At 71.1% G+C, this 23403-nt stretch carries 18 protein-coding genes; 5 read left to right on the forward strand and 13 right to left on the reverse strand.

The features are described from left to right. Positions 1 to 102: 102 nt before the first annotated feature. The 8 genes from AOM09_RS08695 to rpsD all read right to left on the reverse strand — a co-directional run bounded on the left by AOM09_RS08695 (position 103) and on the right by rpsD (position 10619). Positions 103 to 1332 carry a type II secretion system F family protein gene (locus AOM09_RS08695; protein WP_062386903.1) on the reverse strand — a complete coding sequence of 410 codons (1230 nt, stop codon included), beginning with the start codon at positions 1330 to 1332 and terminating at the stop codon, positions 103 to 105. Further along, the gene (locus tag AOM09_RS08700) at positions 1332 to 2903 is read right to left on the reverse strand and encodes a type IV pilus twitching motility protein PilT (protein WP_082098986.1); all 1572 of its coding nucleotides are present in this window, start codon (positions 2901 to 2903) and stop codon (positions 1332 to 1334) included. Before AOM09_RS08700 ends, AOM09_RS08695 begins: the two co-directional genes overlap by 1 nt. A 122-nt stretch (positions 2904 to 3025) precedes the next feature. Next, positions 3026 to 4684 (reverse strand): GspE/PulE family protein, encoded by a 1659-nt coding sequence (locus AOM09_RS08705; protein ID WP_062386906.1) that lies wholly within the window; start codon positions 4682 to 4684, stop codon positions 3026 to 3028. Positions 4685 to 4752: 68 nt separating this feature from the next. After that, positions 4753 to 5592, reverse strand: coding sequence for a shikimate dehydrogenase (locus AOM09_RS08710; RefSeq protein ID WP_062386909.1), 840 nt, complete (start codon positions 5590 to 5592; stop codon positions 4753 to 4755). Then, complete coding sequence (gene mltG / locus AOM09_RS08715) at positions 5589 to 6719, reverse strand: endolytic transglycosylase MltG (RefSeq protein ID WP_062386911.1); 1131 nt, start codon at positions 6717 to 6719, stop codon at positions 5589 to 5591. Before mltG ends, AOM09_RS08710 begins: the two co-directional genes overlap by 4 nt. After that, positions 6712 to 7179, reverse strand: a complete 468-nt coding sequence (gene ruvX / locus AOM09_RS08720) for a Holliday junction resolvase RuvX (RefSeq protein WP_062386913.1) — start codon at positions 7177 to 7179, stop codon at positions 6712 to 6714. Before ruvX ends, mltG begins: the two co-directional genes overlap by 8 nt. Further along, positions 7172 to 9844 carry an alanine--tRNA ligase gene (gene alaS / locus AOM09_RS08725; RefSeq protein ID WP_062386916.1) on the reverse strand — a complete coding sequence of 891 codons (2673 nt, stop codon included), beginning with the start codon at positions 9842 to 9844 and terminating at the stop codon, positions 7172 to 7174. The genes ruvX and alaS overlap by 8 nt, the downstream gene beginning before the upstream one ends. A 148-nt stretch (positions 9845 to 9992) precedes the next feature. Further along, a complete protein-coding gene (rpsD, locus tag AOM09_RS08730) occupies positions 9993 to 10619 on the reverse strand; it encodes a 30S ribosomal protein S4 (protein WP_042212070.1) in 627 nt (208 codons plus the stop codon). A gap of 162 nt (positions 10620 to 10781) precedes the next feature. Here rpsD and AOM09_RS08735 point away from each other — a divergent pair, with 162 nt between their 5' ends. Further along, complete coding sequence (locus AOM09_RS08735; RefSeq protein WP_062386922.1) at positions 10782 to 11075, forward strand: DUF4287 domain-containing protein; 294 nt, start codon at positions 10782 to 10784, stop codon at positions 11073 to 11075. Here the strand turns inward: AOM09_RS08735 and AOM09_RS08740 are convergent. Then, positions 11069 to 12397, reverse strand: coding sequence for a replication-associated recombination protein A (locus tag AOM09_RS08740; RefSeq protein WP_062386924.1), 1329 nt, complete (start codon positions 12395 to 12397; stop codon positions 11069 to 11071). The genes AOM09_RS08735 and AOM09_RS08740 overlap by 7 nt on opposite strands. 22 nt (positions 12398 to 12419) lie before the next feature. After that, positions 12420 to 13481, reverse strand: coding sequence for an SH3 domain-containing protein (locus tag AOM09_RS08745; RefSeq protein ID WP_062386927.1), 1062 nt, complete (start codon positions 13479 to 13481; stop codon positions 12420 to 12422). Between the two features lie 173 nt (positions 13482 to 13654). On the opposite strand from AOM09_RS08745, the gene AOM09_RS08750 reads away from it, so the two are divergent. Then, entirely contained in the window at positions 13655 to 15862 is a 2208-nt protein-coding gene (locus AOM09_RS08750; protein WP_062386930.1) for an MMPL family transporter, read from the forward strand. Positions 15863 to 15880: 18 nt separating this feature from the next. On the opposite strand, the gene AOM09_RS08755 is transcribed toward AOM09_RS08750, so the two are convergent. Further along, complete coding sequence (locus AOM09_RS08755; RefSeq protein ID WP_062386933.1) at positions 15881 to 16774, reverse strand: LysR family transcriptional regulator; 894 nt, start codon at positions 16772 to 16774, stop codon at positions 15881 to 15883. Between the two features lie 72 nt (positions 16775 to 16846). Here AOM09_RS08755 and AOM09_RS08760 point away from each other — a divergent pair, with 72 nt between their 5' ends. Beyond that, positions 16847 to 17782, forward strand: coding sequence for an EamA family transporter (locus AOM09_RS08760; RefSeq protein WP_082098977.1), 936 nt, complete (start codon positions 16847 to 16849; stop codon positions 17780 to 17782). 57 nt (positions 17783 to 17839) lie between these two features. On the opposite strand, the gene aspS is transcribed toward AOM09_RS08760, so the two are convergent. Further along, positions 17840 to 19609 (reverse strand): aspartate--tRNA ligase, encoded by a 1770-nt coding sequence (aspS, locus tag AOM09_RS08765; RefSeq protein ID WP_062386936.1) that lies wholly within the window; start codon positions 19607 to 19609, stop codon positions 17840 to 17842. A 55-nt stretch (positions 19610 to 19664) separates the two neighbouring features. Then, a complete protein-coding gene (gene hisS / locus AOM09_RS08770) occupies positions 19665 to 21035 on the reverse strand; it encodes a histidine--tRNA ligase (protein WP_062387053.1) in 1371 nt (456 codons plus the stop codon). Between the two features lie 68 nt (positions 21036 to 21103). Between hisS and AOM09_RS08775 the strand changes: the two genes are divergently transcribed. Then, positions 21104 to 21907 (forward strand): peptidylprolyl isomerase, encoded by an 804-nt coding sequence (locus AOM09_RS08775; RefSeq protein ID WP_062386939.1) that lies wholly within the window; start codon positions 21104 to 21106, stop codon positions 21905 to 21907. Next, on the forward strand, positions 21904 to 23397 hold the full coding sequence (locus tag AOM09_RS08780) for a DUF349 domain-containing protein (protein WP_062386943.1): 1494 nt from the start codon (positions 21904 to 21906) through the stop codon (positions 23395 to 23397). Before AOM09_RS08775 ends, AOM09_RS08780 begins: the two co-directional genes overlap by 4 nt. Positions 23398 to 23403 lie beyond the last annotated feature (6 nt).

Raw genomic sequence — 23403 nt, forward strand, 5'->3', positions numbered from 1 at the left:
TTCTCCTTGAGACAGAACTGCATTTTCATGGGTGAAGCAGGCCGGCGGACCGGCCCCGTCGGTGCCGCCCTCAAGAGGCACCGAAGTCTGTGTTGAGTTGTGCTACTTGACCAGCTCGAAGACGCTGAAGATGGGCATGTACAGGCCGATCACCATGAAGCCGATGATCCCGCCGAGGACGCCGATCATGATCGGCTCGATGAGGCTGGTGAGCTGCTCGGTGGTCGCCTCGACCTCGTCGTCGTAGAAGTCGGCGATCTTGTCGAGCATGTCGTCGAGCGCTCCGGTGTCCTCACCCACGGCCATCATCTGGACCACCATGGGCGGGAAGACCGGGTGCTGCGCGAGCGGCTTCGCCAGGGAGTTTCCCGTGCGCACCGAGTCGCGCACGTCCTTGGTCGCGTTCTCGATGACGATGTTGCCACTCGCCTCGCCCACGATCTCCAGGGACTGGAGTATGGGGACGCCCGAGCGGAGCATCGCGCCGAGGTTGCGCGTGAAGCGCGCGAGCGCCACCTTCTGCACCAGCGTGCCGAAGACGGGCGCCTTGAGGTACAGCGGCTCGACGCGCTGACGGAAGCCCTTGCGGTGCTTATTGCGGTTCCACAACGTCACGCCGACGATGATCGCGATGATGAGCGGCACGATGCCGATCTTGAGCATCGCCGACATCGTCACGAGGACCTGGGTGAGGAACGGCAGCTCCCCGCCGAGGCTCTCGAACATGTCCTGGAACACCGGCACGATGAAGAGCAGCATGCCCACCACCGCGAGGATCGCGATGCAGAACACCACCACGGGGTAGGTCATCGCGGACTTGATCTTCGCGCGGAGCTTGACCTCGTCCTCGAAGTTGGTGGCGATCGAGAGCAGCACCGACTCGAGGAAGCCGCCGACCTCACCCGCGCGCACCATGTTGATCATGAGCGGCGGGAACACCTTCTCGTGGCGGCCGAGCGCCTGCGAGAAGGAGCGGCCGGCCTCGATGTCGGCGCGGCACTCGTAGATGACGCGCTGGAGCGCGGGGTTCTCCGTCTGCTCGGCGAGGATGGTGAGCGACCTCAGCAGCGAGAGTCCCGAGGAGATCATGGTCGCGAGCTGGCGCGACATGATCGCGATGTCCTTGAGACCGATCTTGTCGGTGAAGCCCGGGATCTTGATCTCGGTCTTGAGGCCGCCGGTCTGCACCTCCTCGATCGACAGCGCCGCGAGGCGCATGTCGCGCAGGCGCGTGGCGACCGCATCCTTCGAGGGCGCGTCGATGACGCCCTTCTGGATGTTGCCCTGCGGGTCGCGGACCGCGTACTCGAACCTCTTCACCGCGGTGGCCATTACAGACGCGCCCCCATGGACTTGCCGGCGAGACGGCTGAACTCGTCCACCGAGTGGCACAGCTCGACGCCGGTCTCGTACGAGATCATCGAGCGCTTCACCAGGTCCGCGAGGGCCTGGTCCATGGTCTGCATGCCCAGCGAGGCGCCGGCCTGCAGCGACGTGTAGATCTGGTGCGTCTTGCCCTCACGGATGAGGTTCCGGATGGCCGGCGTCGCGAACATGATCTCGGTGGCGACCGCGCGGCCCGGGCCGTCGGAGCGCTTGACGAGCGTCTGGCAGACGACGCCCTGGATGGCGGTCGCGAGCTGCGTGCGGACCTGGCCCTGCTGCTCGGCCGGGAACACGTCGATGATGCGGTCGATGGTCTGCGCGGCGTCCTGCGTGTGCAGGGTCGCGAACACCAGGTGACCGGTCTCGGCCGCGGTGAGCGCGACGGAGATGGTCTCGAGGTCACGCATCTCACCCACGAGGATGATGTCGGGGTCCTGACGCAGCACATGCTTGAGCGCGTTCTTGAAGGAGCGAGTGTCCGCACCCACCTCGCGCTGGTTGATGAGCGAGCGCTTGTGGCGGTGCAGGAACTCGATCGGGTCCTCGACCGTCATGATGTGCGCCGAGCGCGTGCGGTTCGCGAGATCGATGAGCGAGGCGAGCGTGGTCGACTTGCCCGATCCCGTGGGCCCGGTGACCAGGACGAGGCCGCGCGGGAGCGCCGCGAAGCTGCTCACGCCCTCGGGGATGCCGAGCGCCTCGAGCGGCTTGATCTCGTAGGGGATCATGCGGAAGACCGCACCCACCGAGTCGCGCTGCTGGAACATGTTGACGCGGAAGCGGGACTCCCCCACCAGCGAGTACGACAGGTCGAGCTCGAGCACCTCCTCGAACTGCTCGCGCTGCTTGAGGGTGAGGATCGCGTAGAGCGAGCGCTGCAGGCCCTCGGGCGTCATGCGCGGCATGTCCGGGATGGGCTTGAGCCCGCCGTCGATGCGGATCATCGGCGGTGCGCCCGACGTCACGTGGAGGTCGGAGGCTCCCTGCGAGAGCATGTACCGGAGCGCGCCCTGGAGGTCGAGGTCGCCCTCCTCGCGGCTCTGCGACATGCCGACGCGGGCGCCGGGCGCGGCACCCGGCTGGGCCGGCTGCGCGACGGGCCGCTTGACGGGGGCCGGCTGCGCGGGCGCAGGCGCCGAGATCTCGTTGGCCGGCGCCTCGGCCACGGGCTCGAAGGACTGCGGCGTCACGGTGCGCGGGACCGCCGGGGCGACGGGTGCGGCCGGCTGCCCCAGCTGGGCCTGGCGCGCCTGCTCGAAGGCCTGGGCCGCGGACATGCGCTGCGCGGCGGCCGGGGAGGCGGACGCGGCGGGAGCCTGGTAGGGCGCGGGGGCCGCGCCGGGGACGGGCTGGCCGGTGGGCGGCGCGGGCTGCGCCCCGGGGATCCCGAGGCCGCGGCGCTCGGCGAGGAACGGGGCCCGCGCGGGCTGCTGCGCGGCGCCGTGCAGCGACACCTGTCCAGGTGCCTGCTGCGCAGCCGGCTGCTGCGGCGTCGCCCAGGACTCACGGTCCTGCATCGATCCCTCCATCGGGCCCTCCCCCTTGATCGCTCCACAACATACGGTCTTGTCCCTCGTTATCGACCAAATGCACCAAGTGCTTTAATCTCATTCCGCGAGACGCCCGTTCAGTCTGTGAGTTATTTCACAACTCTCAGCAGCTCCTCGACGGACGTCAGGCCCTCCATCGCCTTGGCCCAGCCGTCCTCGATGAGCGTCTCCATGCCGGCCTCGCGGGCCGCCACGAGGATCTCCGCGGACGAGGCACGGGCGACCGCGAGCCGCTCGATGTCCTCGTTGACCGGCATGATCTCGTGCAGCGCGAGGCGCCCGCGGTAGCCCGTCTGCGAGCAGCTCGAGCACCCCACGGGGCGCATGAGCGTCGGCATGTCCGAGCCGTCCCACCGGAAGCGCTCGAGCTCCGCCTCCGAGGGCGCGTACTCCTCCTTGCACTTCGGGCACAGGCGGCGCGCGAGTCGCTGCGCGACCACGCAGTCGACGGCCGAGCCCACCAGGAACGGCTCGATGTCCATCTCCGTCAGACGGGTGATGGCCGAGGGCGCGTCGTTGGTGTGCAGCGTCGACAGCACCAGGTGACCGGTGAGGGCCGCCTCGATGGCGATCTGCGCGGTCTCGCCGTCACGGATCTCGCCGAGCAGCACCACGTCCGGGTCGGCACGCAGGATCGAGCGCAGCGCGCCCGAGAACGTGAGGCCGGCCTTGGGGTTGACCTGGACCTGGTTGATGCCGGGGATGCGGTACTCGACCGGGTCTTCGACCGTGATGACGTTGATCTCCGGACGGGACACCTGGTTGAGGGTCGCGTAGAGCGTGGTCGACTTGCCGGAACCGGTCGGCCCGGTCACCAGGATCATGCCGTAGGGCTTGGTGTACGACTCGCGGTACAGGTCCTGGTTCGACTCGCGCAGGCCCAGGTCCTCGAGCGCCATGGTCGCGGTCGAGTTGTCGAGGATACGCATGACGATCTTCTCGCCCCACACCGTGGGCAGGCACGCGACGCGGAGGTCGACCTTGCGGCCCTGGTGGGTGACGGACAGACGGCCGTCCTGCGGCTTGCGCCGCTCGGCGATGTCCATGTCGGCCATGATCTTGATGCGCGAGATCATGCCGTTCTGCGTCGCCTTGGGCGCGCGCTGCATCTCGTGGAGCACGCCGTCGATGCGGTACCGGACGCGCACGTCCTTCTCCGCGGGCTCGATGTGGATGTCCGACGCGCGGTCCTGGATCGCCTGCGTGATGAGCAGGTTGACGAACCGCACGATGGGGGCGTCGTCCTCGATGACCGCGCCCATGTCCGACAGGTCCACGCCGTCGGGCTCGTCGGTGATCTCGCCCTGGAGGTTCTGGAGCTCGGCGTCCGAGCGGCAGTAGCGGTCGATCGCCGTGAGCAGGTCGTCGTGCGAGGCGACGACGGGGACCACGCGCAGGCGCGTGATCGCGCCGATGTCGTCGACCGCGACCACGTTGCCGGGGTTCGACATCGCGACCTTGATCATCCCGTCGCCGACGGCGAGCGGCAGAGCATGGTGGCGACGGCAGACGGCCTCGGGCACGAGCGCGACCGCGGCACGGTCCACGGGGTAGTCGGCGAGCTCGACGAACTCCATGCCGACCTGCGCGGCCAGGGCGCGGACCAGCTGGCCCTCGGAGATGAAGCCCAGCTCGACCAGCGTGCGGCCGAGCGACTGCCCCCGCTGCTGCTGGGCGTCGATGGCCTCGACCAGCTGGTCCTCCGTGAGCACGCCGTCCTCGAGCAGGATGCTCCCCAGTTGCTTCACCCGTGCTCCCTCAGCGCAGAAATAGTCGTGCGAACGTACCATCGGCACGCGCCGGGGAAAGTTGAGTGTTACCTATTCCACACGGAGGAGAGCGCGGCGCCCATCGCGTCGAGCGGCGCGGGGCGGCCCGTCATGAGTCGCACCTGCTCCCCCGCCTGATGCAGGAGCATCCGCTCGCCGCCGATGCGGGTGCCGCCGAGCGCGGCCCACGCCGCACCGAGAGGCGTCACCGGCGGGTCGTACACCGCATCGAGCAGCGCGGAGCCCGCGCGCACCGAGGTGAGTGTGCCGCCCAGCTCGGCGCCGGCGGCTGCCGGGACGGTCGAGACGACGGTGTCGACGTCGCGGGCGATGGCGCTCACCTCGTCGAGGCCGATGAAGCGCGGCCGCACGCCCATCTTGGTCGCCGCGCGCAGCAGCCCGCCCGCCCGCCCGCGGTTGCGCACCGCGACGAGCGGCGCCTCGACGCCCATCCCGCCTAGCGCGGCCATCGCGGAGGTCGCGGTCGCTCCCCCGCCGATGATCAGCCCGGACGATGCGCGGGCCACGCCGGCCTCCCGGAACGCGGCCTGGATGCCCCACACGTCGGTGTTGGCGCCGGTGAGCTGGCGCACGCCGCCCAGGTCCTGGATCAGCACCGTGTTGATCGCGCCCACGAGCTTGGCCATGGACTCGACGAAGTCCATGAGCGGCAGCGCCTCGACCTTGAGCGGCATCGTGAGCGACAACCCGGCCCACGCATCGTCCAGGCCGTCGAGGAAGCCGGCGAGCCCGCCCTCGGGGACGTCGAACGCGTCGTACTCCCAGTCGAGGCCGAGCTCACGGTAGGCCGCCCGATGCAGCACCGGGGACAGCGAGTGCCCGATCGGGTGGCCCAGGACGCCGGCGCGCCGGCTGCCCGCGCTCACTCGGAGTCGGAGGACTGGTTGGCCTCGACCCACGCGTCGAGCTCGGCCGAGTTCGCCAGGTGGTCGGCGTACTCGGTCGCGTACTTCGTCTCGCCCGTCTCCAGGTTGACCGTGACGAAGAACAGGTACTCCGTGTCGGCCGGGTTGACCGCCGCCGCGATCGACGCCTCGCCCGGACCCGCGATCGGGGTCGGGGGCAGGCCCGTGTTGGCGTACGTGTTGTACGGGCTGTCGACCGCGAGCTCGTCCTTCGAGGCGAACGCGCCCTCGGACTGCGTCACGTACTTGACCGTCGAGTCGAGCTCGAGCTTCATGTCGATCGCGAGGCGGTTGTAGATGACCGAGGCGATCTTGGGACGGTCCTCGTCGAGCTTGGCCTCGCGCTCGATGAGCGACGCCACCGTGAGCACCTGCTGGCGGTCCTCGGGCGCCACGTCGTAGCTGTCGAGCACCGTGATGGTCTGCTCGACCATGCGCGTGAGGATCTCCTGCGGGGTGACGCCCGGGTCGAACTGGTACGTCGACGGGAACAGCCAGCCCTCGAGGCTGCCGTTCGCCTCCTCGGGCAGGCCGAGCGCGTCAGTGTTGTCCATGGCGGCCTGCACGTCCTCCACGGACGCGCCCGTGAGGTTGGCGATCGACTGCTTGTAGTACTCGAGCGACTTGCCCTCGGGGATGGTGATGGACTTGACGTCGCGGTTCGCGGGGTCGAGCAGCGCCTCGAGCGCGTACGAGGCCTTCATCTCCTTGTGCATGAAGTAGTAGCCCGGCTTGATCGAGTTCGAGTCCGGGTTGTCGTACCACGCCGCGATGAAGGCCTGCTCGGAGGCCACCACGCCCGCATCGTGCAGCGTCGCGGCGATGTCGGCGCCCACGGCGCCCTCCTCGATGACCACCTGGACGTTGCCCTGGCCGGGGCCGTCGTAGTCCTGCACCTCGTTGGTGGTGGACTCGAAGCCCTGCAGGAAGTTCATCGCGGTCGACGCGCCGAGCGCGAGCACCACGAGGCCCACCGCGGTCGCGATGAGCGTGAACCGCCGCCGGGCGGCGCGGCGCTTGCTGCGCTGCAGCCGTCGCAGGTCCAGCGACGTCGTCGTCGTCGCCTCGGCCTCGAAAAGGTCAGTCATCATTCCCCTTGCGCGGAACCTCGATCGTCACCGACTCGAGATTACCGTTCCTGTCAACATCCAAGGCGTTCTCGAGGATCACCACGGCGGCGGCCTGGTCGATGACCTGGCGCTGCTTCTTGGCGTTCCGGCCCGCGCTGCGCATGGCCTGCGCCGCGGTGGCCGTCGAGAATCGCTCGTCGATCAAACGAACGCTCGCGGAGGTCAGTTCCGCGAGCCCCGCCGCGAACGCGCGTGCGTCCTCGGCGCTGGTGCCCTCCTGGCCGGAGAGCTTGCGCGGCAGGCCGACGAACACGGTGATCGCACCGCGCTCCTCGGCTAGCCCAGCCACGGCCTGCACGTCCCCGACGCCCCGCTGCACGGTGTCGACGGGGAACGCCATGAGGCCGTCGGGGTCGGACGCCGCCACGCCGATGCGGACGGTGCCGACGTCGACCCCGAGGCGCGCGCCCTTACGCACGCGCCGCCACGGTCGAGGCGACGGCCGCGAGGGCCGCCGGGATCTGCTCCACGTCCTGGCCGCCGCCCTGCGCGAGGTCCGGCTTGCCGCCGCCTCCGCCGCCCAGGATGGACGATGCGGCCTTGACCAGGTCGCCCGCCTTGAGACCCGCGTCGCGCGCGCCCTGGTTGGTGGCGATCACGATCTGCGGGCGGCCGTTGACGTCCGCCGCGATGGCGACCACCGACGGGGCGGACTCGCCCAGGCGGGCGCGCACGTCGGTGACCACGCTGCGAAGGTCGTCCGCGTCGGCGGCGTTCTCGGACACGTGCGTGACCACGCGGATGCCCGCGACGTCGACGGCCTTGTCCACGAGCCCGGCCGCGACCTGCTGCATCGCCTGCTGGCGGTAGCCCGCGAGCTGCTTCTCGGCCTCCGCGAGGCGCTCGAGCACCTTCTCGACACGTCCCTTGAGCTCGCCCGGCTGCACCTTGAGCGTCGAGGTCAGCTCGGAGACCAGCGCGCGCTCGGCGGCGAGCTTCTGGAACGCCTCGATGCCCACGAAGGCCTCGATGCGGCGCGAGCCCGAGCCCACGGAGGACTCGGTCGACAGCGCGACCAGGCCCACCTGGCTCGAGTGGTCGACGTGCGTGCCGCCGCAGAGCTCGCGTGACCAGGGGCCGCCGATCTCGATGACCCGCACCGTCTCGTCGTACGTCTCGCCGAACAGCGCGACCGCGCCCCACTCCTTGGCCTCGGGCAGCGACATGTGCTGCGCCGTGACGGCGTGGTCCGCGCGGATGGCCCGGTTGGTGACCTCCTCGATCTCGGAGCGCGTCTCGACGGACAGCGCCGAGGGCCACGAGAAGTCGAGGCGGAGGTAGCCGGGCTTGTTGTACGAGCCCGACTGGAGCGCGTCCGGGCCGAGCACCTCTCGCAGCGCGGCGTGCAGGATGTGGGTGCCCGAGTGTGCCTGGCGGGCGCCGCGGCGCCACTCCGGGTCGACCTCGGCGGAGACCTGGTCGCCCTGGGCGACCTGACCCTCGACCACGGTGCAGGTGTGGACCACGAGCCCCTTGACCGGGCGCTGGACGTCGATGACCTCGAGCGTGCCGTGCGCCGAGCGGATCACGCCCGAATCGGCCTCCTGGCCGCCGGACTCCGCGTAGAACGGGGTCTGCGGGAGCACCACCTCGACGGTCTCGCCCTCCGACGCGACGGGGACGGTGACGCCGTCCTTGAGCAGCGCGGTGATCTCGGTCGCGGTGGTGAGCTCCTGGTAGGCACGGAACTCGGTGAGTCCCTCGGCCTCCTTGAGCCCCAAGTAGACGCCCACGTCGGCGTGGCCGCCCTTCTTGGCCTTCGCATCGGCGCGGGCGCGGTCCTTCTGCTCCTTCATGAGCTCGCGGAACTTCGCCTCGTCGACCTGGATGCCCTGCTCGGACGCCATCTCGAGCGTGATGTCGATCGGGAAGCCGTACGTGTCGTGCAGCGTGAACGCGTCGGCGCCGGACAGCGCCTTCGAGCCGCTCCTCTTCACCTCGGCCACGGCCGTGTCGAAGATGGTCGTGCCCGCCACGAGGGTGCGACGGAACGCGTCCTCCTCGTTGTAGGCGATCGCCTCGATCTTCGCGCGGTTCGCCGCGAGCTCCGGGTAGGTCGCGCTCATCGCGTCGATCGACGCGGGCAGCAGCTCGGGCATCGTGCGCTCGTCCACGCCCATGAGCTTCATGGCGCGCACCGAGCGGCGGATGAGGCGGCGCAGCACGAAGCCGCGGCCCTCGTTGCCCGGCGTGACGCCGTCGCCGATGAGCATGAGCGCCGAGCGCACGTGGTCGGCGACCACGCGCATGCGCACGTCATCGGCCTCGTCCGCGCCGTACGTCTTGCCGGAGAGCGCCTGGGCCCTCGCGATGACGGGGTACACCTCGTCGATCTCGTACATGTTCGCGACGCCCTGCTTGAGGTACGCGAGACGCTCGAGGCCGGCGCCGGTGTCGATGGCCTTCTGGTCGAGCTCGCGGATGAGCGGGTAGTCCTTGCCGGCGCCTTCGCCGCGCAGGAACTGGTCGAACACGAGGTTCCACACCTCGAGGTAGCGGTCGCCGCCCGGGTCGACGGTGCCGCCGACGGCCTCGGGGCCGAACTCGGGGCCGCGGTCGTAGTGCCACTCCGCGCAGGGGCCCGCGGGGCCGGGCTGGCCCGTGTCCCAGAAGTTCTCCTCGCGCGTGAGCTTGACGATGCGCTCGGGCGCCACGCCGATGTTGGTGAGGTGGCTGAACGCCTCCTCGTCCTCGTTCCAGATGGTCACCCAGAAGCGCTCGGCGTCGAAGCCGAGGTTGCCCTCCGCCTCGGGTCCCGTGAGGAACTCGTAGGCGTAGTTGATGGCGCCTTCCTTGAAGTAGTCGCCGAAGGAGAAGTTGCCGAGCATCTGGAAGAACGTGCCGTGGCGGGTGGTCTTGCCGACCTCCTCGATGTCCTTGGTGCGGATGCACTTCTGGACCGAGGCGATGCGGGGGTGCGGCGAGGTGTCGGTCCCGATGATGTACGGGATGAACGGCACCATGCCGGCGACCGTGAACAGCAGCGACGGATCGGGCGACACGAGCGACGCGCTCGGCGCGATGTGGTGGTCGTTCTTCGCGAAGTAGTCGACCCACCGGGTGGCGATCTCAGAGGTCTGCATGCGTGGTTCTAGTCCTTCTCCTGATGGACCGGGACCTCGACGGCCCGGCCTCCCCTGCATCGTGCAGAAAGGCCGCGGTGCACCACCCGCGAGGGGCGGCGCACCGCGGCCGCTGCTGGCGGGCCCGCGAGGGCCTCACCGGTGCGCTTTAGCGAGCGTAGTACTCGACGACCAGCTGCACGTCGCAGGTCACGGGGACCTCGGCGCGCTTCGGGCGGCGGACCAGCGTCGCGGTGAGCTTCTCAAGCGTGACGTTGAGGTACTCGGGCACCTGGGGCAGCACGTCGCGGTGAGCACCGGCGGCGGCGGCCATGTAGGGCTCCATGGTGACGGCCTTGGGCTTGACCTGGATGGTCTGGCCCGGCTTCACGCGGAACGAGGGACGGTCGACGATCTTGCCGTCCACGAGGATGTGGCGGTGCAGGACCGACTGACGGGCCTGGAGGATCGTGCGGGCGAAGCCGGCACGGAGCACCAGGGCGTCGAGACGCATCTCGAGAAGCTCGACGAAGTTCTCACCGGTCAGACCGGTCTCCTTCTTGGCCTCGGCGTAGGTCGAGGTCATCTGCTTCTCGCGAAGGCCGTACTGCGCGCGAAGACGCTGCTTCTCGCGCAGACGCACGGCGTAGTCGCTCTCCTTGCGGCGGGCGGTGCGGCCGTGCTCGCCCGGGGGGTACGGGCGCTTCTCGAAGTGCTTGACGGCCTTCGGGGTCAGGGCGATCCCGAGGCTGCGCGACAGGCGGACCTGGCGACGTGCCTTCTGAACAGAGGTCATGATTTCCTTCACAGCTCCAGACGCGCGCGGATGCGCATCAGGAAATGATCGATGTGTGCTGAGTTCGCGGCGACAGCAGCCAACCGTCCGCGAGGGCTGAACAACTATACCAGGGCGGAGCCGTTCCCGGCAGAACGCGACACGCGTCCCTACAATCGTCCCATGTCCTTCCAGGCGTACCTCGACGCTGTCGAGACCAAGACCGGCCTCACCCCGCGCCAGCTGATCGACCTCGCCACCGAGCGAGGGTTCGGCCCCGGCACCAAGGCGACGCCCATCCTCGAGTGGCTCCAGGCGGACTACGGCCTCGGTCGGGGGCACGGGATGGCCATGGTGCACGTCATCACCAAGGGGCCCCAGATCTCCGACAAGCACGTGGGCTCCGGCGGCACTCATGCCGACCCGAAGGACCACCTGTGGCTCGACGGCAAGGACTCCAAGCCCGAGGGCTACTGATCCCTGCCGAGCATCCCGCGGATGGTCCGCAGGCGCTCCGTGAGCGTGCGCTCGTAGCCGTGCTCGGTCGGCGAGTAGTAGCGCGCGCCTCGCAGGGTCTCCGGGAGGTACTCCTGCGCGGCGACCCCGTGCGGCGCGTCGTGGGCGTAGATGTAGTCCTGGCCGTGGCCGATGCGCTCGGCCCCCGCGTAGTGCGCGTCGCGCAGGTGCTCGGGCACCACGCCCGCCTTACCCGCGCGGACGTCCGCGATCGCGGCGTCGATCGCGCGGTACGAGCGGTTCGACTTGGGCGCGCTCGCGAGATACGTGGTGGCCTCCGCCAGGACGATGCGCCCCTCGGGCATCCCGATGAAGCTCACCGCCTCTGCGGCGGCCTGGGCGATCACGAGTCCCTGCGGATCCGCCATGCCGATGTCCTCGGCCGCGAGGATCACCAACCGGCGCGCGATGAAGCGAGGGTCCTCCCCCGCCACCACCATGCGCGCCAGATAGTGAAGCGCGGCGTCCACATCCGAGCCGCGGACCGACTTGATGAACGCGCTGATGACGTCGTAGTGCTGGTCCCCCGACTTGTCGTACGCGACCAGCGCGGCGTCCATGGTCGCCTCGGCGAGCTCGGCGGTGATGACCCCGCCCGGGCCGGCCGAGTCGGCGATCGACTCGAGCAGCGTGAGCGCCTTGCGGGCGTCCGCCCCCGCGACCCGCAGGATGTGGTCCCGGGCTTGCGCCTCGAGCGTCACGCGCCCGCCGAGCCCCCGCGCATCGTCCACCGCCCTCGCCAGGAGCGCGGCGATGTCGGCCGACGCGAGCGGCTGGAGCACCAGCAGCAGCGACCGCGACAGCAGCGGGCCGACCACGGAGAACGACGGGTTCTCGGTGGTCGCGCCGATCAGAGTCACCCAGCGGTTCTCGACCGCGGGCAGCAGGGCGTCCTGCTGGCTGCGCGTGAAACGGTGGATCTCGTCGATGAAGAGGACGGTCTCCCGCTCCCCCGTCGCGATGCGCCGCTTCGAGTCGTCGACCACAGCCCGCACGTCCTTGACGCCGGCCGTGACCGCCGAGAGCTCGACGAAGCGGCGGTTGCCCGCGACCAGGTACGCGAGCGTGGTCTTGCCCGTGCCGGGCGGTCCCCACAGCACCACCGAGGTGGCCGCGGCGTCCTCGCCGATGAGCCGACGCAGCGGCGAGCCCTCGGTGAGGAGGTGGGACTGGCCCACCACCTCCTCGAGGGCCCGCGGCCGCATGCGGACGGCGAGCGGGGCGTTGCCGAGCGTCTCGGGCACCCCCGAGGCATCGGTGCGCGCCGCGTCGAACAGATCCATGCAGGTCAGCGTAGGCGGTCGCTTACCACTGCATGGTCGCCCGGGCGTAGTCCGTCGGGTCGTAGACCGCGTAGATGTCGGCCAGCGCACGCTGGCGGTACCAGACGCCGCGCGTGAGCGAGCCCGTGCCGGAGACGGTGTTGCCTTCGACCAGCCACACGGTGTTGCCGTCGACGTGATCGATGGTGCCGGTGTGGGTCGGGCCGTCGTACGGGTACCAGTCGACGAGCACCACGTCGCCGCGCTTGAGGTCGGAGGCCGTGGGCGTGGTGTCGAGCACGCCCGCGCGGCGCAGGTCCTCGACGTACTTGTCGAAGTGCTTGCGGTAGGGCACGCCCGAGGCGTAGCCGGCATGCGCGAACGACCACTCGACGAACACGTGGCACCAGGCGTAGTGGCCGTCGATCCACGCGTTGAACTTGTTGGTGCGCCAGGACGGCTCGCGGTAACCCACCTGCGAGTGCTCGAGCTTGAGGAGCTTCTCGCGATCGTAGTAGCCGCCCACGTTGAGGAACCGCTCCGGGGTCCAGCCGTAGACGCCGTTGATCTTGACCTGCCACCAGCCATGCGCCTCGACGCCCGTGAACGTGCCGGTGGTGCCGCGCTTGGCGTACGTCACGACGGCCGTGGAGTTGGAGTCGCCCTTGCGGACGCCAAGGTTCTTGCCGGTGGTCCCCACGACGATGGTGTCGACGCTCGGCTTCGACGTCGCGAAGAAGCGCGCGGGCGCCCAGGCGGTGATGCCCGCCATCTTCACCTGGACCCAGCCGCCCTTCTTCTTGCCGGTGGCGACGGCGCGCGCTCCCGTGTAGCCCACGACGGCGATCGCGCTGTCGTTGGTCGCACGCTCGCGCAGCTTGAGGCGCTTGCCGGTCACCCAGAGCTTGGTGCCGCCGCGGACGTCGGACGGCTGGAGGGCCGTGGGCACGGCGGTCTGCACCGTCGACACCGCGGCGGCGGTGGACGATGCGGTGGTGGCGGTCGTGGCGGCGCCGGCGGGCACGGTCACGGCCACCGCGGCGGCCGTGGCGAGCACGGCGGCGATGGCGCGCGCCGATCGGGCGCGGGTGGTGGTGATGGTCATCGGGGATCTCCGATCGTCGGGTTGGCCCTCAGAAGGTGGTCGACTCGGTCTCGGTCGGTCCGCGAGACGTGATCGGCGCGACCCCTCGCCGCGCCGCGCCTGCCGCGAACGCGAGCAGAGTAACAAACGTTTTCGAAAGGCCGAAGCGTCGTCGGCGCCCGTAGCCTGAGCGCATGGGTCCGTTCGCACGGGTGGGGGGCCTCATCGCCCGGGCCCCACGCATGGTGGTGCTGCTCGCCGTCCTCGGGACGCTCGCCTTCTACGCGCTGGCCACCGTCGGCGTCGGCGGCGAGGGCCTGTTCGCGCGCGTCACCACGGGCCCGCCGCTGGTCCAGGGTTCGGACTCCTGGCAGGTCTACCAGGCCTTCGACCGGACCGGCGACGACTCGGCGGGGGCCTCGGTCACGTCCTACGTCCAGGGGGTCGACGTGGCGTCGCCGGACGTCGCCCGCGCGGCCGACGAGGCCGCGGAGGACATCGCCGCGCTGCCCCACGTGACGGCGGTGGTCACGCCCTTCGGCGCCGGTACCGACGAGGATCTCGCCGCCGCTCTCGTCGACGCGACCGGGACCGGATTCCTCATCGAGACGCGCTTCGAGTCCTTCGGCGACGAGGACCCGCTCGCGACGCACGAGGAGGTCGCGCGCATCGTCGAGGATGCGATCGCCGGGCTGCGCACCAGCCAAGCGGAGGCGCACGTCGCGACGTACTCGAACCCCCTGCTGTTCGACGACTTCACCACGCAGCTCGAGGAGGACCTGGTGACCGGCGAGCTCATCGCGCTGCCGGCCGCGATGGTGGTGATGGTCTTCGTGTTCGGCGGCTTCCTCGCGGCCGCGACGCCGCTCACGGGCGCGGTCGCGTCGATCGCGGGCGGGCTCGCCGTCCTGTACGGCTTCTCCTACCTTCTCGACCTCGACCAGAGCGCCGTCAACGTGGTGACGGTGCTGGGCATCGGCCTGTCGATCGACTACGGCCTGCTCATCGTGTCGCGCTTCCGCGAGGAGATGCACCGGCGCGGCGGCGATCCTCGCGAGGCGCGCGACGAGGCCATCGTGGCGACCATGGCCACGGCAGGTCGCACCGTCGCCTTCTCGGGGCTGGTGGTGGCGATCTCGGTGGGCGGGCTCGTGCTGTTCGACCCGGAGATGATGAAGGGCTTCGGCGGCGCGGGGCTGGGCGTGGTGTCCACCGCCATGATCGCCGCGCTGACCATCGTGCCTGCCGTGCTCTACCTGCTCGCGCCCCGGGTCGCGGCACCGGGCGTGCTCGCACACGTGCCCGGCATCCGCCGCGTGCTGGCGGCGACCTCGAACGTCGACACGGAGGAGGGCGCGTTCTCGCGCCTCGCCGCCTGGGGCCAGCGTCGGCCCTGGCTCGTGGTGCTCGGCGCCGCGGCGCTGCTGCTCGCGCTCGCATCGCCCGTGCTGCACCTGTCGCTGCGCGACTCCGACATCGAGGCGCTGCCCGTCGGCAACGAGAGGCGCGACTACTACGACGCGTTCCGGGAGGGCTTCCCCGGACTCGCCGAGCCCGCCATCTGGATCCACACGACGGCGGCGCCCGGGAATCTCGACGGGTACCTCGACGCGGTGGGCGAGGTGGACGGCGTCACGGCGGTCGACGCGCCGAGCGTCCAGGGCGGCGAGACCTTCGTCGGGGTGCGGCTCGAGGCGTTGGATCCCAAGGGCGCCGAAGCGATGACGGCGGTGCGCGACATCCGGGAGCTCGAGGCGCCGGTGGAGCTCCACGTGGGCGGCGCAGCGGCCGGTCAGGTCGACTTCATCGACGCGATCTCCCGCGGAGCGCTCATCGGGGGCGGCGTGGTGGCGCTCGCGACGTTCGTCATCCTCTTCCTCATGACGGGCTCGCTCCTCGTGCCCGTGAAGACCCTCCTCATCAACGCGCTGTCGCTGCTCGCGACGCTCGGCGTGGTGACGTGGGTGTTCGGCGAGGGGCATCTCGAGGGCGCGCTCGGCTACACCTCGACCGGCGGGGTCGACACCTTCGTCGCCGTCATCATCGTGGCGTTCGGCTTCGGGCTCGCGATGGACTACGAGGTGTTCCTGCTGTCCCGCGTGAAGGAGTACGTCGACGCCGGGGAGCCGAACGACGCCGCCGTGCGCAAGGGGCTGCAGCGCTCGGGGCGCATCATCACCTCGGCGGCTGCCGTGATCGTCCTGGTGTTCCTCGGCTTCGCCCTCGGCGACCTGCTCATGATCAAGGCCGTCGGGGTGGGCCTCGCGGTCGCCGTGCTCCTCGACGCGACCATCGTCCGTCTGTTCCTGGTCCCCGCGACCATGACGCTCCTAGGCGACTGGAACTGGTGGGCACCCGCGCCGCTGCGGAGGCTCCACGAGCGGCTCGGGCTCCGGCACTAAGCGACAGGTGGTCGCGGATCAGCCGAGCAACTCCCCCACCGCCGCAAGCTGGTCGAGCACCGCGCCCACCGCGTGGCGCGCGACCCGGTCCCGTCGGCCGAGCGCGACGATCGCGCGCGTCGCCCGCACGCCCGCGAGCGGGATGAGCCGGTACGCGCCGCTCGGCGGGGTCGAGAAGCGCGGCAGCAGCGCGAGCCCCGCGCCCTGGGCGACCAGCGACTCGACCAGCCGGTTGTCGCGGATCTCGACGATCCTCTCCAGGGTGGCCCCCGTCGCCGCCTCGAGGCGCTCCAGAATCGTCGCGAACGGGAAGCCCCGCGGCACGGCGATCCACGGATCGCCGACCACGTCCTCCGGGCGCAGGACCGCTGCGCCGGCGAGCGGATGGCCCGTCGGCACCGCGACGTCGATGGGCTCGCGCGCGACCACGCGCGAGAACAGGCCCTCGGCGCCCGCGGGCACGTCCGCGCTCAGGCTGTGGGCGATCACCAGATCGTGGTCGAGGGTGCGCGCCGCGTACTCGGCCTCGGCCAGGTCGAAGTCCTCGAGGACGATGCTGAGGCGGGTCCCCGCGAGCCGCGAGAGCAGGCCCGGCATGAGGGCCGCGCCCGCGCTCGGAAGGGTGCCGATGCGCACCGTCCCGGCCGGCTCTCCCCGGCCCGCGTCGAGGGCGGACTGCACGCGCGCCAGGGCGGCCAGCACATCGTCCGCCCCGTCGGCCAGCACCTCGCCCGCCCACGTCAGCCGCAGGCCGCGCGACACCGGCTCGACGAGCGCGACCCCCAGCTCCCGCTCCGCCGTCCGCAGCTGCTGGGACAGCGCCGACGGCGTGCGGTAGGTCGCCGCGGCCACGGCGCCGAGCGTGCCGCGCTCCCGCAGGTCGCGCAGCAGCTCGAGGTGCCTGATCTCCATGAAGGCAACCTACATGGTCGCTTCAGAACTGTGCGCTGGTGCTTCATGGAGGGACGATGCCACGCTGGCGGCATGCCTGCCCGTCACCTTGCGCTCGCCGTCGTGGTCGCGGTCCTGTGGGGCCTCAACTTCGTCGCGATCCACGCATCCCTCACGCAGTTCCCGCCGCTGTTCCTGGTGGCGCTCCGTTTCGCGCTCATCGCGATCCCGACGGTGGTGCTGGTGCCGCGTCCGCGCGTGCCGGTGCGCTGGCTGCTGGGATACGGGCTCGGCTTCGGAACGCTCCAGTTCCTCTTCCTCTACCTCGGCATGAACGCCGGCTTCCCCACCGGCCTCGCGTCCCTGGTGCTGCAGGCCTCCGCGCCGTTCACCGTGGTGCTCGGCGCCCTGCTGCTCCGGGAGCGGCTGGGAGCACGGCGCCTCCTCGGCGTCGCGGTCGCGGTCGTCGGCCTCGTGGTCGTGGGGGCGAGCTACGGCACATCGGCACCCATCGGGCCGTTCCTGCTGGTGCTCCTCGGCGCCCTCGGGTGGGCGTTCGGCAACCTCGCATCGCGCCAGGCCCGCGCCGACAAGCCGCTTCACCTGGTGCTGTGGATGTCGGTGGTGCCGCCCCTGCCGATGCTCGCGCTGTCGCTCGCGGTCGAGGGTCCCGCCCGCATCGGCGAGTCCCTCGCGACCTCGCTCTCCGCCGCGGCCGTGCCCGCGTGGATCGGGCTCGCCTACACCGTGCTCCTCGGCACGCTGCTGGGCTCGGGGATCTGGGTGTGGCTCATGGCCCGCCACCCGGCCGGTGCGGTCGCGCCGTTCTCGATGCTCGTGCCCGTCGTGGGCATCGTCACGGCCTGGCTGGTGCTGGGCGAGGCGCCCGGGTGGGGCGAGCTCGCCGGAGGAGTGCTCGTGGTGGGCGGCGTGCTCTGGGCCTCGCGCGCGCCCGCCGCGGCGCCTCCGGAGGTCCTCAGTGCCCACGAGGGCCCGGATCGGGCAGCCAGCACCTCGCAGCGCGCCTAGACGCCGCGAGGGCGGGACCCCGAACGGGATCCCGCCCTCGCGGACGTCGGACGAGGCCTACGCCTCCTCGCCCTCCTCGGGCTCCGGCACGAAGTCGACGCCGGCCTCGGAGCGCTGCTCCGGCGTGATCGGAGCCGGAGCCTGGGTGAGCGGGTCGTAGCCGCCCCCGGACTTGGGGAACGCGATGACGTCGCGGATCGAGTCGGCCTTGGCCAGCAGCGCGGTGACACGGTCCCAGCCGAGCGCGATACCGCCGTGCGGCGGGGCGCCGAACTGGAACGCGTCGAGCAGGAAGCCGAACTTCTCCTGCGCCTCCTCCTCGCCGATGCCCATGACATCGAAGACGCGCTTCTGGACGTCCTGGCGGTGGATACGGATCGAGCCGCCGCCGATCTCGTTGCCGTTGCAGACGATGTCGTACGCGTAGGCGAGCGCCGGGCCCGGGTCCGTGTCGAACGTGTCCATGAACTCGGGCTTGGGGCTGGTGAAGGCGTGGTGCACCGCGGTCCAGGCCGAGTGGCCGAGCGCCACGTCGTCGTCGTCGAGGTCGACCGGCTTGAACAGCGGCGCGTCGACCACCCAGCAGAACTCGAAGCGGTCCTCGTCGATGAGACCCACGCGGCGCGCGATCTCGTTGCGGGCCGCGCCGAGCAGGGCGCGCGAGGCCCCGGTCCTACCGGCGGCGAAGAAGATGCAGTCGCCCGGCTCGGCGCCCACCTCGGCCGCGAGGCCGGCGAGCTCCGCCTCGGAGAGGTTCTTGGCGACGGGGCCGCCGAGCGTCCCGTCCTCCTGGACGAGGACATAGGCGAGGCCCTTGGCGCCACGCTGCTTGGCCCACTCCTGCCACGCGTCGAGCGTCTTGCGCGGCTGCGACGCGCCGCCGGGCATCACCACGGCGCCGACGTACTCGGCCTGGAAGACCCGGAACGGCGTCGAGGCGAAGTACGCCGTGAGCTCGGTGAGCTCGAGGCCGAAGCGCAGGTCGGGCTTGTCCGAGCCGAAGCGCGCCATCGCGTCGTTGTACGTGAGGCGCGGGATGGGCAGCGAGACCTCGTAGCCGATGAGCGACCAGAGCTCGCGCACGAGCTCCTCGCCCAGCGCGATCACGTCGTCCTGATCGACGAAGCTCATCTCGATGTCGAGCTGCGTGAACTCGGGCTGGCGGTCGGCGCGGAAGTCCTCATCGCGGTAGCAGCGCGCGATCTGGTAGTAGCGCTCCATGCCCGACACCATGAGCAGCTGCTTGAAGAGCTGCGGCGACTGCGGGAGGGCATACCAGGAGCCGGGCGACAGGCGCGCGGGCACCAGGAAGTCGCGCGCACCCTCGGGGGTGGAGCGCGTGAGGGTAGGCGTCTCGATCTCGAGGAAGTCGTGGCGCTCGAGCACGCGGCGCGCGGCCTTGTTCACCTCGGAGCGGAGCACGATGTTCGCGCGCGGCTGCGGGCGGCGCAGGTCGAGGTAGCGGTGCTTGAGGCGCGCCTCCTCGCCGACCGTGACGTGCTCGTCGATCGGGAAGGGCGTGGGCGCCGACTCGTTCAGGATGGTCACATCCGTGACGGACACCTCGATCTCGCCCGACGGCATGTTCGGGTTGGCCGATCCCTCGGGGCGCAGGCGCACCTCGCCCGTGACCTGGATGACGTACTCGGTGCGCAGCGCGTGCGCGACCTCCTCGCGGATGACGATCTGCGCGAGGCCCGAGGCGTCACGCAGGTCGATGAACGCGACGCCGCCGTGATCGCGACGGCGGCCCACCCAGCCGGCGAGGGTGACGGTGGCGCCGGCGTCGGCGGCGCGCAGGTTTCCAGCGAGATGCGTGCGGAGCAAGGTGAAGCCTTTCTGACGCGCGGGTAGCGCGGGGTTGTGAAGAGCGGGTCTCAGTCTAGCCGCGCACGATGCGCGGCTTCAGGTCCTCGGTCGGGGGCGCCCAGGCGTCGGCATCGGCCGCGACCTGCTCCCCCGAGCGGATGTCCTTGACCTCGCCGTCGGGCGAGGCGCCGTCGCCCGCGCCGGGGAACCACACGAACGGGATCCCGCGACGGTCGGCGTACTGGATCTGCTTGCCGAACTTGGCGGCGTTCGGAGAGACCTCGGTCGCGATGCCTCGGGCGCGCAGGCGGTCCGCGATCGCGGACGAGGCGGCGCGGTGCTCCTCGTCGGTGACCGCCACGAGCACGGCCTGCGGAACCGCCCGCGAGGCGGTCGCGAGGCCGGCGCCGAGCATGCGGCTCACCAGGCGGCTCACGCCGATCGACATGCCGACGCCGGGGAAGCCGCCGCCCGCGACGAGCGAGTCGTAGCGGCCGCCCGAGCAGATCGAGCCGAGATCCTCGTGGCCCTCGAGCACCGTCTCGTAGACCGCACCGGTGTAGTAGTCGAGGCCGCGCGCGATACGCAGGTCCGCGATCGCCGTCTCCGGCACGGCCGCGTGGACCGCGTCGACCAGGACGGCGAGCGAGCGCGCGCCGGACTCGAACTGGGCCCGCGCCGCGTCCGCATCGTCGACGATCGGGCTGTGGTCCCACAGCGCCTCGACCAGGTCGACGAAGGACCCGTCGGGAGTCTGGATGGCCGCGAGCTCGAGGATCGCGTCGACGGCGGTGGCGGCCACGCCCTTGCCGTGGAGCTCCTCGCGCACGCCCTCGGGCCCGATCTTGTCGAGCTTGTCGACGCTCCGCAGCGCGCCGGCGACGTCCGAGATGCCGACGCCGCGGTAGAAGCCCTCGACCAGGCCGCGGTTGTTGAGGTGCATGCGCGCGGGCGGGAGCGGCAGCGCGCGCAGCGCGCGCGCCATGACGATCGCGACCTCCGCCTCGAGGTGCTCCGGCAGCGCGTCACGCCCCACGACGTCGATGTCCGCCTGGTAGAACTCGCGGAAACGGCCCTCCTGAGGACGCTCGCCGCGCCACACCTTCTGGATCTGGTGCCGGCGGAAGGGGAACTGGAGGCGCCCCTGGTTCTCTTCGACGTATCGCGCGAACGGCACGGTGAGGTCGAAGTGCAGGCCCAGCTTGGCCTCCTTCGCGCGGCGGTCGCCGCCCTCCTCCGCGTTGAGGCGCCCGATCGCGTAGATCTCCTTGGACGCGTCGGAGTCGCCCGCGAGCCGCTCGACCGGCTCCACCACGCGCGTCTCGATCTCGCCGAAGCCGTGGAGCGCGAAGACCTCGCGCAGCGTCTCGATCACATGAGCCTCGACGAGTCGCTCCTGCGGGGTCCATTCGGGGAATCCGGAGAGGGGTTGCACGCGTGCCATGCCCGCCATTGTTCCGCATCGGCCCGACCTACACTGACCTGGCACATCACCCGCACGGAGAAGGCTCGATGACCACCAAGAAGCAGGCGCGGGCGGCCGCGCAGAGGAAGCAGCAGGCCTACGAGGCACGGATCGCGGCCAAGCGCCGCCGGCGCGAGCACGTCATCCGCCTCACGTCGCTCATCGTCGCCTCGACCCTGCTCCTCGGCGGCGGGCTCGCCGTCCTGCTCGTCGCCCTCCAGGACGGCCGGGACGACGCCCCGGCCGCATCGTCCACCGCGTCGCCCGAGGCCACCGCCTCCGACGACGTCGAGGTCGAGACCGTGACCGGCTGGGCGGCCTCCGCCGCGCCGCCGGATCCCTCGTATGCCGAGGACCGCACCTGGACCGCCACGGTGAGCACCAACCAGGGCGACCTGGTGATGGAGCTCGACGGCGCCGCCGCGCCGCAGGCGGTCGCGAGCTTCGTCGCGCTCACGCAGGAGGGCTACTTCGACGGCACGTCGTGCCACCGGCTCACCACCGCGGGCATCTACGTGCTCCAGTGCGGCGATCCGACCGCCACGGGGACGGGCGGCCCGAACTACACCTTCGGTCCCGTCGAGAACGCTCCTGAGGACGACTTCTACCCCGCCGGCACGATCGCGATGGCCCGCAGGGGCGGCGACGGCGAGTCCATGGGGAGCCAGTTCTTCATCGTCTACGAGGACTCCACCATCCCCTCGGACGCGGCCGGCGGGTACACCGTGCTCGGTCGTCTCACCTCGGGGACCGATAGGGTGGTCTCTGTTGCCAATGCAGGCACCATCACCGGGGACACCGATGGCACCCCGGCCAAGTCCGTCATCGTGAACGAGGTATCCGTCTCATGACCGAGTCGTCCGACGCTTCGGCGCCGCACACCGAGGCCCCCGCGGCCGAGTCCCAGCCCACCCCCGAGACCGTGGTCGAGGAGACCCCGGAGGCGCCCGCCGAGGCCGCCCCCGCGGCCCCCGCTGCGGACGCCGCACCCGCGAAGGCCCCCAAGCCGCGCGCTCCCAAGCCCGGCGCGTTCAAGGCCCCCTCCCCCGCCGCCGTCGCCAAGCAGGCGACGCACACGGTGGTCACGGTCCCCGTCGCCTCCGAGGTGCCGCAGGAGCGCTTCGAGGAGGCGCTCGCGCATGGCCTCGTCGAGGACGGCAAGGCGTACGTGATCGTCGCCGAGGAGCGCGTCGAGGTCGGCGAGGCCGCCGACGACGATGCGCTGCACGCCTACGCGCACGCGTACTTCGAGCTGGAGGCCTCGGTCGAGCGCTTCCACGCGCGCCTCGCCTCCGCGGAGCTCGCCCCCAAGGACATCGACGAGTCGATCGCCGCGATCGAGGCCGTCCTCACCCCGCCCAGCGTGGTGGGCGACCTCGACACGCTCGGCGAGCGCTATGCGGCCGTCAAGGCGGAGGCCGAGGAGGTGCGCGCCCGCATCCAGGAGGAGCGCCGCGTGGCCCGCGAGGCCGCCGTGGCCGCACGCGAGGAGATCGTCGTCACCGCCGAGGCCCTCGCCGCGAAGCCCGAGGACCAGGTGCATTGGAAGAACGACACCTCGACGTTGCGCGGCCTGCTCGACCAGTGGAAGGAGGCGCAGCGCTCGGGCGCGCGCATCCCCAAGGACGTCGAGCGCGCGCTGTGGTCGCGCTTCACCCACGCCCGCTCGGCCTTCGAGAAGGCGCGCAAGCACCACTTCGCCGAGCTCGACCGCTCGAACGCGGACGTCGCCGGCCGCAAGGAGACCCTGGTGGCGCAGGCCGAGGAGCTCTCGCGCACCACCGACTGGGACCGTGGCGCCCGCGGCTTCCGCGACCTCATGAACGAGTGGCGCACCGCCGGGCGCGGACGCCGCAGCGTGGACGATGCGCTGTGGAAGCGGTTCCAGGCCGCGCAGGACGCCTTCTTCGAGTCGCGCCGCGGCGCCGCCGATGCCGAGGACGAGGCCCTGGCGGGCAACGTCGAGGCGAAGGAGGCCGCGGTGGTCGAGGCGGAAGCGCTCCTCCCCATCAAGGACCTGGCGGCGACCAAGGCCGCGCTGCGTCCCATCCAGGACCGCTTCGAGGCGGCCGGGCGGGTGCCGCGCGGCGACGTCGCGCGTCTCACCAAGCGCATGGGCGCGGTCGAGAAGGCCGTGCGCGATGCCGAGGACGCCGAGTGGAACTCGCGCAACCCCGAGCTCGAGGCGCGTGCCACCGGCGCGGCGGCGCAGCTGCTCTCCGCGATCGATGCGCTCGAGGCCGAGATCGCCGAGGCCAAGGCCGCGGGCAGGTCCACCAAGAAGCTCGAGGAGTCGCTGGCGGCGCGCAAGGCGTGGCTCCAGCAGATCCAGGCGCTCTAGCGCTCA

Source organism: Demequina iriomotensis, from assembly GCF_000971395.1.
Taxonomy (GTDB): domain Bacteria; phylum Actinomycetota; class Actinomycetes; order Actinomycetales; family Demequinaceae; genus Demequina; species Demequina iriomotensis.